At 45.5% G+C, this 10,676-nt stretch carries 10 protein-coding genes; 3 read left to right on the top strand and 7 right to left on the bottom strand.

The features are described 5' to 3' along the window. Nucleotides 1–164 precede the first annotated feature (164 nt). The 6 genes from U9Q77_09840 to U9Q77_09815 all read right to left on the bottom strand — a co-directional run bounded on the left by U9Q77_09840 (nt 165) and on the right by U9Q77_09815 (nt 6,269). A complete protein-coding gene (locus tag U9Q77_09840) occupies nt 165–881 on the bottom strand; it encodes an SGNH/GDSL hydrolase family protein (GenBank protein ID MEA3287659.1) in 717 nt (238 codons plus the stop codon). A gap of 288 nt (nt 882–1,169) precedes the next feature. Beyond that, nucleotides 1,170–1,649, bottom strand: a complete 480-nt coding sequence (gene tsaA / locus U9Q77_09835) for a tRNA (N6-threonylcarbamoyladenosine(37)-N6)-methyltransferase TrmO (GenBank protein ID MEA3287658.1) — start codon at nt 1,647–1,649, stop codon at nt 1,170–1,172. After that, nucleotides 1,646–2,425, bottom strand: a complete 780-nt coding sequence (locus U9Q77_09830) for an alpha/beta fold hydrolase (protein ID MEA3287657.1) — start codon at nt 2,423–2,425, stop codon at nt 1,646–1,648. The genes tsaA and U9Q77_09830 overlap by 4 nt, the downstream gene beginning before the upstream one ends. A 59-nt stretch (nt 2,426–2,484) precedes the next feature. Then, nucleotides 2,485–3,585 (bottom strand): redox-regulated ATPase YchF, encoded by a 1,101-nt coding sequence (gene ychF / locus U9Q77_09825; GenBank protein ID MEA3287656.1) that lies wholly within the window; start codon nt 3,583–3,585, stop codon nt 2,485–2,487. A 48-nt stretch (nt 3,586–3,633) separates the two neighbouring features. Then, on the bottom strand, nt 3,634–5,277 hold the full coding sequence (locus tag U9Q77_09820) for a peptidylprolyl isomerase (GenBank protein ID MEA3287655.1): 1,644 nt from the start codon (nt 5,275–5,277) through the stop codon (nt 3,634–3,636). Then, a complete protein-coding gene (locus U9Q77_09815) occupies nt 5,274–6,269 on the bottom strand; it encodes a potassium channel protein (GenBank protein ID MEA3287654.1) in 996 nt (331 codons plus the stop codon). The genes U9Q77_09820 and U9Q77_09815 overlap by 4 nt, the downstream gene beginning before the upstream one ends. 292 nt (nt 6,270–6,561) lie before the next feature. Here U9Q77_09815 and eno point away from each other — a divergent pair, with 292 nt between their 5' ends. Genes eno through U9Q77_09800 form a run of 3 tightly spaced genes read left to right on the top strand, consistent with a single transcriptional unit; the run spans nt 6,562 to nt 10,188 of the window. Beyond that, nucleotides 6,562–7,848 (top strand): phosphopyruvate hydratase, encoded by a 1,287-nt coding sequence (gene eno / locus U9Q77_09810; protein MEA3287653.1) that lies wholly within the window; start codon nt 6,562–6,564, stop codon nt 7,846–7,848. A 7-nt stretch (nt 7,849–7,855) separates the two neighbouring features. Next, nucleotides 7,856–8,218 carry a septum formation initiator family protein gene (locus tag U9Q77_09805; protein MEA3287652.1) on the top strand — a complete coding sequence of 121 codons (363 nt, stop codon included), beginning with the start codon at nt 7,856–7,858 and terminating at the stop codon, nt 8,216–8,218. A 53-nt stretch (nt 8,219–8,271) separates the two neighbouring features. Then, nucleotides 8,272–10,188 (top strand): hypothetical protein, encoded by a 1,917-nt coding sequence (locus U9Q77_09800; GenBank protein MEA3287651.1) that lies wholly within the window; start codon nt 8,272–8,274, stop codon nt 10,186–10,188. A 40-nt stretch (nt 10,189–10,228) separates the two neighbouring features. Here the strand turns inward: U9Q77_09800 and U9Q77_09795 are convergent, their stop codons facing one another. Then, entirely contained in the window at nt 10,229–10,474 is a 246-nt protein-coding gene (locus U9Q77_09795; GenBank protein MEA3287650.1) for a DUF2164 domain-containing protein, read from the bottom strand. Between the last annotated feature and the right edge of the window lie 202 nt (nt 10,475–10,676).

Here is a 10,676-nt window from a genome sequence, read left to right as displayed (position 1 = left end):
AGTGACCCCCAAACCTCATTGAACTCAATAACTTAGAAACTCAGAAACTCACTAACCATATCCTTTAAAACCACCGATCCCTTCGATACGATCTTCGCTCCACTCAGGTCACTCAGGGTTCGGCACTCCAGCCCAAAAACTCACAAAACTCACAAATCAAACCCCTATTCCAACCCTAGCTCCTGCTTGATCTCCTGCGTCCACAAGGCATAACCAGCTTCATTCATGTGGAGACCATCTTCACCGAAGATTTCAGAACGAGGAGTACCATCTGCTCCTAACATCGGGGTGAAAACATCGATGTAGAACAAATTTTCCTGTTGTTCAGTATGGGCTTTGATCAGGGCATTTGCCTTGGCCATATTTTCCAGATGCTGGATGCGAGCCAGACTGGGTTTAATGGAAATAAAGAAGAGGGGTAATTCAGGCCACTTCGTGCCAATAGTGGTGACAAAGGTTTTATAGTCAGCCAGTACCTTATCCGGTGTTTTACCTGATGCGATATCGTTATCTCCCTCATAGATCACTACAGCATTGGGATGATAGGGAAAGACCAGGTCATTGAGGTAATAATTTAGATCAGACATATGGGAGCCGCCCATCCCGCGATTGATCACATTGAGTTCCGGGAAATCATCAGCCAGCGTTTTCCAGCCGTGAATACTTGAACTCCCAACAAATAAAACTGAATTGGTACGTGGTTTCTTAATCTTATCAGCTGCTTTGTAGCCATCAACCACTTCAGTGAAACGCAGGGGGTCAACAATAATTTCTTTCGGCGCAGCCAGGGGTTTTAACCCGCAACTGCCAAGCAACAGCATTGAAAAAACAGTCAAGAATAAAACGGTAGTAAGGCGTTGATTGAGGTGATTCATAGTCATGATCGCATGCTCCAATTAAGATTCAGATATTTGAGAGTTACATTATCGCTAAATATGAGAGAGGTCAAGGGTGCAATCAATTATAAAAAGTGAATTGTCCACAATGATCCAGAAAAAAATGGGAAATGGAATCTGTGAGCATTTTTTTCGACTTTCAACCAGGCTTCGCCTATCGGCTACGCCCTGGCAAGCTTTCTACCAGGCTTCGCCTATCGGCTACGCCCTGGCAAGCTTTCAACCAGGCTTCGCCTATTGGCTATGCTCTGGCAAGCTTTCAACTTTCGACTATTAAAACCGCTTATCAGCCCGATGGCTCCTAAAATGGTGAGTTTTACCTTCCAGCCAGCCGACTTTCAACCCTTCAGCATGATCCACATCCGGGATAAATGGCTTAATATCCAAGAGGGGCGTGCCATCTAGAATATCAAGTCCACTGACCTTTAAGGTTTCATCCTCGATGGAGACCAAATCCACCAGGGAGAGTCCGATGGGATTCGGTCGGGAAGGAGCCCGGGTAGCAAATACTCCACGAGTCTGGTCATCCAGATAGGGGGTCACCTCAAGCTTGAAGCCCTCCATGGCGTGAAAGTGGTAGATCAACCAGATTTTGGAAAAACCGGCTAAATCTTTCAATCCATTTTTGAACGCGGGAAAGATCTCCACCTTGCCTTCTGACCGTTTTAAGCGGCTGGGCTGGATCGGAGTGCCAACCTTGGTCTTATGCTCTGAGTGAATAATTCCAATGGGTGTAAAGATAACAGGTTTCATGAAAAAGGACCTCCAATAAAGAAATCTTGCACGGAAGAAAATACCTGATCCGGCTGCTCAGCATGGAGCCAATGACCGGCGTGTTCAATCGTAGCGAGTTGAGCCAATGGAAAATACTGCAAAATATCCGGGGTGAGGTCCGGGTCAAGATAACTTGAGTCAGCTCCGCGTAGAAAAAGAACTGGACCCATAAACAGATCCTGCAGATCCAGAGCAGCAATTAGATCTTCATAGTGCTCAATCAGGGCGCTGTGATTGAATTTCCAGGCGAAGCTGTCATCAACCCGACGCATGATATTTTTCAGAAGAAATTGACGAATAGGGGCGATCTTGATAAATGTTTCAAGCGCCTCTTGAATTTCCTGCCGCGACGAATAGTCCCCAGGATCCATGGTTTTAAGTGCCCCCAAGATGGCCAGGTGTTGTCCAGCTACCCGGCCTACGCCAATATCCAGGATAACTAATCCAGCAACTTTATCAGGATGGAGAGAGGCCTGCAGAAGCGCCACCTTACCACCCATGGAGTGGCCAACGATATAGACCATTCCCAGTCGTTGTTGTTCAATGAATTGATCCAGATCCTGAGCCATCTCAGTATAATCCATGGCCGATTCATGAGGGGAGCTACCGTGATTGCGTTGGTCAAGCGCATAGACCGTAAATGAAGTCCCCCAACGTTTGGCTAAAGTGTGCCAATTATCAGAAGACCCAAATAGGCCGTGGAGAATGATGAGGGGTGGACCTGAACCATATTTTCTATAGTGGAGTTTCACCATATCATTTTAGGCGTTGACGGCTAATTGTTTGGTGGAGAAATAATAGCCACAGATGATGCCTACACATTGAAATGAAAATAGATGCAGTCATCTTCCTGAACGATATACTCCTTACCCTGTAGTGTGATCAGCCCCTTTTCTTTCAGGGCTTTTTCAGAGCCGTGGATCATCAGATCGTCAAATTTGAAGATGGCCGCTTTGATAAAACCTTTCTCAAAATCAGTGTGGATCTCCGCAGCCGCTTTTGGGGCTGTGGACCCCTTGTGAATGGTCCAGGCTCGCACTTCTTTTGGTCCAGCCGTATAAAAGGACTGCAGGTGCAATAGATCATAGGCTCGGTGGATCAGTTTATTCAAACCCGGCTCTGGTAGACCGTACTCTTCACAGAACTCAAATTTTTCATCTTCATCCAGCAAGGCGATCTCTTGTTCCAGTTTGCCGCATAGTCTTAATGCTCCAGCGCCAGTTTTTTCAGCATAGTCAAAGAGACGCTGAGTCAGGTCGCTGCGAGTCTCAGCCAGGATCTCATCTTCATCAACATTCGCAACATATAGAATGGGTTTCATGGTCAGCAGGAAATAACCTTTCACCCGCTTCAATTCTTCCTCATCAAACTGCATACTGCGCACCGGGTTGATCTCATCCAGATGCAAGTGAATGCGGCTCAGGAGGCTTTCATCAGCTTTCGCATTTTTATCCCCGGAACGCGCTATTTTGGTAACTCTGTGCAGTTGCTTTTCCACTGAATCCAAATCTTTGATGATCAGTTCACTCTCGATGGTTTCCACATCACGGATCGGATCAATCGAACCTTCAACATGAGTGACATTTTCATCCTCAAAACAACGTACCACGTGCACCAGGGCGGTGACCTCACGAATGTGCCCTAAAAATTGATTTCCCAGACCCTCACCTTTGCTGGCACCTCGCACCAGGCCCGCGATATCTACAAATTCCATAACTGCCGGAGTGATTTTCTCCGGTTCATAGATCTTGGCCAGAGCCTTGAGCTTGTGGTCTGGAACCGGGACTATTCCCATGTTGGGGTCAATGGTGCAAAACGGGTAATTCTCTGCCGGGATATCTGAAGCGGTCAGCGCATTGAAGACTGTTGATTTGCCAACGTTGGGCAGCCCCACAATTCCACAGGTTAAAGCCATATTTCTTTCCTTCTAAGCAATTATATAACCAAGAGATATTGGTATTTATTAACGATTTAACAATTCAACATTGATTTCTATCTGATGCTTGGGTCGAATCTCAGCCAGCAGGATAGTACGGGTACTGCTAAAACGCTCATTTTCCATGTCTTCACGCATACGCTTTTCAACCTTTGCATAATCCAAAGGGAACCGATGTCGCTTTAACAGTTTCACCAGCGTCCAATTTTGCTGAAAGAGCACCGGTCCACCCATGGTACCAGTGGAGATACGCTTTGCCAATTGATAAAGTGGAGTATCCTGATCAGCTGCGGTTACCCACCTCTGATCATCACTGGGATTGGTTGTGATAATGCCATTACGCAATTGATAAAGCGCTTTGAGTGCGGTGGTGCTGTCTGAAAAGACGAACAGGTCGACCAATAGACTGTCAGGAGCATGATAACGATCTAATTGATGGGTCTTGTAGTAAGTTCTCAGGTCAGATTCAGTAAACACCAGCGTATCTGCTATCAAATTGACATAGGTGTCTGCCAGTAGCTGGTCCTGATGGTCTCCAACCTCTTCCAGAACAGCCGGGTGGCGATCCAGATCGAGACGTTTAGCTTCCCGGCCTAACATTTCATTACGGATCAGATTGGAAGCAGCCACATATAGATTTCCCTGAAGTACAGCACGATTGAGCTCAGGCAAGCGATCGAGAATTTCAAGGACACTCCAATCTTCACCATTTACGCTGAGCAGGGTTTCTGAATGCAATGATTCCAGGCTGGGACCTGTTCCATTAGATTCTGTAGTATTCAGAGAGCTTAGATCAGTTGATTCTAACCGTTCTTTAACCAATGGCCAGACCTGCATAGTGATCTCCCGGTTGAACTCGATCTTAAATTGTTGCATGAAGTCATTGATAACCTGTTTTCCCAGAACATTTTCTCGTCTCTCAATGATCTTTTTTTGGATCAGATCCCGATTTTTCTGAAAATCATCCTCTGTGATAAATAATTCTTCCTGGGTATCGTCTATGGCGAGAATATGCCAACCATATTGACTTCTAACCGGTTCTGAGATCCGTCCTGGCTGTAAATTGTATACCGTATCTTCCAGGGTCTCGTCCAAATCACCAAAGGTGATCCAGCCCAATGCTCCGCCACTGCGGGAAAGCAGGGTATCGCTGAAAACATCCTGGGCCAAGGTGTAAAATGTCTCTGATCCATTCTTCAGGCGCAGGGCATAGTCACGTATCTCTGATTCTGAATCAGCAAACAGATGTCGGGTGAAAATGGCTTTCTGTCCGCGTGCAAACCCCGTTCTCAGATCCTGTTCAGTGGGGTATTCAAGCTTATCCCTGACCCATTTTTGGTAAAGTTGGCGAGACATGGCTTGTTGCTGGATTCGATCATGCATGCGTTGGATATGGAGGCTGGTATCTAGTTGGGCAGTTCGAGCTACCTGAGCCAACAACCTTTGACCGATCAGATAATTGAGGACCTCATCCCTGGTCTCCTCGCTATCAAATTTATCACCATACAGTAAAATCGGGAGATAAGTGCGTTGAAAACTGGTTTCAGTGATCCCCTGGTTATCAATAGTTGCAATGATCACTTTCCGGTTATCTGTGACCTGCTCTTCCTGAGAACAGGCGCTAAAAATTGCAAGCAGGAGCGGAAGCAATAGGCTTGAAACTCTGATCATGTTTCTACTGTCTCACACAGCTTCTCAAACCGCATCAGATTTTCCACCGTACCCAGCGCGATCAGCTTGTCGTTAGCTAAAAATTTGTAATGAGGATCAGGATTGAAATTAGCTTCACCGGTTATTTGTTCAATGGCAGTGATGATGATATTGAAATTCTTTCTGATCTCCAGATCAATGATTGACTTACCCTCAGCCTGGGAATCGGACATAATGGTTATCGTCTCCAGAGCCAAATCCAGATTACCCCGATTCAGGATCAGCTCGATAAAGTCCACTACACCAGGTGCCATGGCTTGTCTGGCTAATTTGGTGCCGGCAGCCTCATAGGGATTGATCACCTTGTCAGCACCAGCCCGCTTCATTTTGGGGATGGATTCGGGAACAGTTGCCCGTGTTAAAATGAATAGGTCGTTTTTTAGACTTCTGGCCGAAAGGGTTAGGAATAGATTGTCCTGATCATCCTTTAGCACGCCAATGAGAGTTTTGGCTCGCTCAACCCCGGCCTTGAGCAGTATCTCATCCTGAGTTGCATCTCCCTCAATAAAGATAAGTTTAGGGTGGAGTACCACTGTTTCTTCATCCACTTCCTTCTCGATAACTACAAACTTTTCACCGGCATTACTGAGTTCCTTGGCAATGGATTGACCCATTCGACCAAACCCGCAAAGTATAAAATGATCTTTTAATCTCTTGACTCGTTTCGCCATGCGAAATCTCCTGTAGCGTTTAAGGTCAACGGCTTGCTGGGCGATGTTGCCGGCGATCAGGAAGAAGACACCAATCCCGGAAAACATGATAATGATGGTCCACAGACGTCCCAGATCTGACATCGGCCAGATCTCTCCAAAGCCAACGGTTGCCAAGGTGATGGCAGTCATATAAAAAGCTTCGAACCAGCCCACTTTCTCGATCAACTCATAACCGATAGTACCGATAAAGACGATACCCAACATGGTCAGAACCAATTGTGTAATTCGCGTATTTAACATGCCTGAATAATAGGACAAGGATCTGCTAATTGAAAATTGTAAAATTATTAATTATAAATGAATCCGAGGCTTACAATTGTGTCGGCAAGAGGTTGGATGAAAATTGTAAGTGGTGGCAAATTTTTATATGATGGGAGCCCGATCAAGTCGCCTTTAACCTTCAAAACATAAACCTCTTCAGTCTGACCTCTCTCTTTCAGACCCGCATCTTTCAGTTTAGATTGCTTGCTCATGAATATTGAAATCGTCATTAAGAAATTTATAATAGAAAAACAATTTGAACGGAGTATGTATGTCAAAAATCGTTGATGTTTTTAGTCGTCAGATCATGGATTCCCGCGGCAACCCCACAGTTGAAGTCGATGTATACCTGGAAAGTGGTGCTTTTGGTCGAGCGGCTGTGCCATCAGGAGCTTCCACGGGTGAACATGAAGCTATGGAGATGCGGGATGGAGATCAATCCAAATACCTTGGTAGAGGTGTCACCAAAGCGGTAGCAAATGTGAATGATATTTTAGCCGGAGCTGTTATCGGTATGGAAGCTGTGGAACAGCGGGCAGTTGATGAAAAGATGATCGCAACTGATGGTACAGAGAACAAATCAAAGCTGGGCGCTAACGCCATCCTGGGTGTTTCCCTGGCTACAGCCAAAGCAGCTGCCATGGATTTTGACCTGACCCTCTACGAGTATCTGGGCGGTGAAGATGCCACCCTTTTGCCGGCACCCATGATGAATATCCTCAATGGGGGAGAACACGCAGACAATAATGTGGACTTTCAGGAATTTATGGTTTTCCCTCTAGGCGCTAAAACTTTTGCACAAGCACTGCAGATGGGCGCTGAGACTTTCCATCAATTGAAGGCAGTGCTCAAGTCAAAGGGCATGAATACATCTGTTGGTGATGAAGGTGGTTTTGCTCCCAATCTACGATCCAATGAAGAAGCGGTGGAAGTCATTCTGGAAGCCATCGAGAAAACAGGGTATAAGGCGGGCAAAGACCTGTTCATTGCTCTGGATGTGGCCTCCAGTGAGATCTACGATTCCAAGACTGGTCTGTATTCTCTGGCCGGAGAAGGCCGTACGCTGAATGCAGATGAAATTGTTGATTTTTATGCTGATTGGGTGGCCAAATATCCCATCGTATCTATTGAAGACGGCATGGATGAAAATGATTGGAAAGGCTGGCAGAAACTGTATGCCAAGCTGGGTGACAAGATTCAATTAGTAGGTGATGATCTCACAGTGACCAATCCGATCAGACTTCAGAAAGCTATCGATATGAATGCCATGAACAGTATCCTCATCAAATTGAATCAGATCGGGACCCTGACCGAGACCCTGGATACGATCAAGCTGGCTCACGAGCATAACATGACCTGTGTTATTTCGCACCGCTCTGGCGAAACCGAAGATACGACTATCGCAGATCTGGCGGTAGCCACTGGTGCCGGGCAGATCAAGACTGGTTCAGCTTCACGGAGCGATAGGATCGCTAAATACAACCAGTTACTGCGAATCGAAGAAGAATTGGGTGACCTGGCTACTTTCAAAGGCTTTAAGGCACTCAACCCCAAATAGGAAAAACATGACCAAAAAACGGTCACGCCGAGCTAAGACTCGCAAAACTAAACACTTTGGTGGCATCTTTGAAAACAAGCTTGCCTGGATTTCTGCGACGATCATTTTATTGATCCTCATTCAATTGTTTGTCCTGCACGATGAAGGTATATATAGCTTGATGCAGCTCAAACAAGAGATCAAGGACATGGAATCTCATATTACGCGTTTGGAAATTGAAAAAGCAGAATTAGAGAGTGAACATGACCGCTTACTGAATGATCCGGATTACCTCGAGCGTATTGCCCGGGAACGTTTTCGCATGGCCAAACCAGGTGAAAAAGTTTTCCATGTGGTTATCGAATCCAAACCGGCTGGTCGGGGACAGTAGTATGAAAATATGGGTCTGCTTGAAGACTTTTCAGTTTTCACAAGAAGAATGAAATGGCTTTGCGAGGGCAATATGATCGCTTCCTGTCCAGGGTTTGTCAAAAAGATATGTTGGGAAACAGTTCCGCACTGGTAACCACTCAAAACGCACCGAAAATATCAAACCTGGTAAACCAAAGATCTGGTGAACGATCTCTGCTTGCACCTGTTTTGAATATTCTGATAGTGTTCGTTTTCCTGCTGACCACTCCCCAATTTGTCCAGGGGTCAGATCAGGATTCCCTGGCCTACGTTTTCAGACAGGATAATCTCTCAACCAATAATGACCTGCAACTCAACTACAAAATTGGTCTGGATCGTAGTACTCTGCTTATTTCCGATGTCATTCGATACAAGGTATTTGCCTACAAAAATAGCATTACACAGGGAGAACAGTTTTCAATAGAACACCGACTGCGCAGTGATTGGTCCTGGGGAGCAGATCGCAGAAAAAGTCTGCGTCTGGAGAGTAATCAGTATCAGGATCACCGAACCGGGTTGGCTTCGACTATTAATAATTGGGCGTTACTGGGAGGGGTAAAAAGGGATGACAGGTTCTCCCTTTTTCTGGGAGGACGTTCCATTGAACGTTATGGAATCGTTGACCGGGGTTGGACCACTGCTCTTGATATGCAAAATGCCTGGCAGTTTGGCTCCCAGCGCTCTGCCATAAACATGTCAGGGTTTAGGGACCAACTCTCCGAACATTTAAGTCACTCCATCAACATGCAAGCTGATTATCTGATTCATTTTGGCAAAATATCAACCTTTAAGACCTCTCTGCAACGTGAGGCTCGAAGACAATCATTCTATACCGATTCCCTGGGTAGTTCCCAATCTCGCAATAATGAAAGTTTACTATGGCAGAATAATTTTGTTTATCATTTAGGCCAGAACCTGCAACTTTACCACTCACTCAATTGGAGCGACCAGTTGACAGAGATCGATCAGGAGAAGGTTGATCTCATAAACACGATCAAACTCTCCGGTGAGGAACGTAAGCGCTTTTCGCTGGTGAATGAGACCGGTGTGAAATTACAACGCCCCCGGTTTTCCACATTGACCGCGTTCAAGGTTGAGAGCTCTCAGAACAAGTATTATGTAGATTACACTCAGTCCCTGTATCAACTTCGAGAAGAAGTGCTCTGGCAAGTGTCTGGCTGGGTGGATTCGCTTTCGTCGAGATCAACTCTTTCACGGCTGGAATACAATACACCTGACACAACCAATGATGATGACCGGGATGAATGGCGCTTCAATACTGAGTTGAATTTGGTATGGCACCCAAGCCCGTTCTACCAGCTTGATCTCGGAGCAAAATTAGGGTTATTTCATCTGATCTATTTGTTTAACACCCGTAGCTCGGAAAATCACTGGAATCGCAATTTGGTACTATGGTCTGGTTTTGAGTGGTGCCGGCAATCCTGGCAGGGTACGGGAAGAGCACAGATTCGTAGCAATTACTTTGATTATGATTATGATGATCTTTTTGTTGAGTTTGACCAACCCACCCGCAGTTTTGTGCATCGATCCCTGGATCTTCAAAAGCGACTCATATACAGCTTTGATAGTCATTGGTCTTTTAGTGCCAAACTGGCTGCCCGTTGGGAGGATGAGGGACAATTGGATTGGGATATTTTTGTGCAGCAAGTAAGCAGTGATCGGGAACAATTTGAACTTATTATTAAATTGTTCTATGATTATCGTGGTTGGAAGGGGTGGATCGGCTATTTGACCCACGAAAGGTCAACCCGCTATACATTGAAAACCCGAAAACCGGAGTTATGGCATGGCGCTGGTCCCTTGCTGGGAGTACGCTACCGTCTGGGAAATCGTTTGTCTCTCGATTCAGATTTCAGATTCATCTCGGTCAAGGATCAGGACCGGGAATATCTATTGCCTAAGGTTTACTTGACCTTGGTCTATCGTTAATACTCTTTCAATACACTTTTGCGTGCTATAATTGGTATAACTACCTTGGCAAAGGCTGCGCCAACTCATCAATACGCTCATTTAGCGTATCCAGGTGTCCAGCCAGGTGTTTTTGAATATCTTTGATCGCCTGGTTGTAGTAGTGTGGTCCCAGGTATTCGCTAAAATAATCCAACAGAAATTCCGCCTCGAAATTCCCTAACTCCTGATCTAATTCTACAGAAAAATAGCGTTGTATGCTTGATATCAATTTATTCTTCTGCTCACGTGAAAATGTGTGGATCATATTTTAGTCCTGTTCTATGGTTGTGTACAGTAACCTAAATTCAGTAACTGAGTCGGTTGCCTGGCGTTTCACACTAAACTGAATCCGGGTCTATCTCTATGGTTTAACCATGCTTCCGAGATGAGCTTGACATTTTTTTGGATCCAACATGAAAGCTATTGCGTTACCCCAACTTCAACATTAACATAGCCTACACTTTAAA

The organism is Candidatus Neomarinimicrobiota bacterium (assembly GCA_034716895.1).
In the GTDB taxonomy this organism is placed as follows: domain Bacteria; phylum Fidelibacterota; class UBA8477; order UBA8477; family JABMPR01; genus JABMPR01.
Note: the sequence above shows the minus strand (reverse complement) of the source record. Positions and strands in the feature narration are given on the sequence as shown.

What these genes read in the sequence shown, in the direction of transcription:
- U9Q77_09805 (MEA3287652.1), top strand. Translation starts at nt 7,856, where the DNA reads ATGACCAAAAAACGGTCACGCCGAGCTAAGACTCGCAAAACTAAACAC.
- U9Q77_09830 (MEA3287657.1), bottom strand. Translation starts at nt 2,425, where the DNA reads ATGGTGAAACTCCACTATAGAAAATATGGTTCAGGTCCACCCCTCATC.
- U9Q77_09800 (MEA3287651.1), top strand. Translation starts at nt 8,272, where the DNA reads ATGGCTTTGCGAGGGCAATATGATCGCTTCCTGTCCAGGGTTTGTCAA.
- U9Q77_09820 (MEA3287655.1), bottom strand. Translation starts at nt 5,277, where the DNA reads ATGATCAGAGTTTCAAGCCTATTGCTTCCGCTCCTGCTTGCAATTTTT.
- U9Q77_09840 (MEA3287659.1), bottom strand. Translation starts at nt 881, where the DNA reads ATGACTATGAATCACCTCAATCAACGCCTTACTACCGTTTTATTCTTG.
- ychF (MEA3287656.1), bottom strand. Translation starts at nt 3,585, where the DNA reads ATGGCTTTAACCTGTGGAATTGTGGGGCTGCCCAACGTTGGCAAATCA.
- U9Q77_09815 (MEA3287654.1), bottom strand. Translation starts at nt 6,269, where the DNA reads ATGTTAAATACGCGAATTACACAATTGGTTCTGACCATGTTGGGTATC.
- U9Q77_09795 (MEA3287650.1), bottom strand. Translation starts at nt 10,474, where the DNA reads ATGATCCACACATTTTCACGTGAGCAGAAGAATAAATTGATATCAAGC.
- eno (MEA3287653.1), top strand. Translation starts at nt 6,562, where the DNA reads ATGTCAAAAATCGTTGATGTTTTTAGTCGTCAGATCATGGATTCCCGC.
- tsaA (MEA3287658.1), bottom strand. Translation starts at nt 1,649, where the DNA reads ATGAAACCTGTTATCTTTACACCCATTGGAATTATTCACTCAGAGCAT.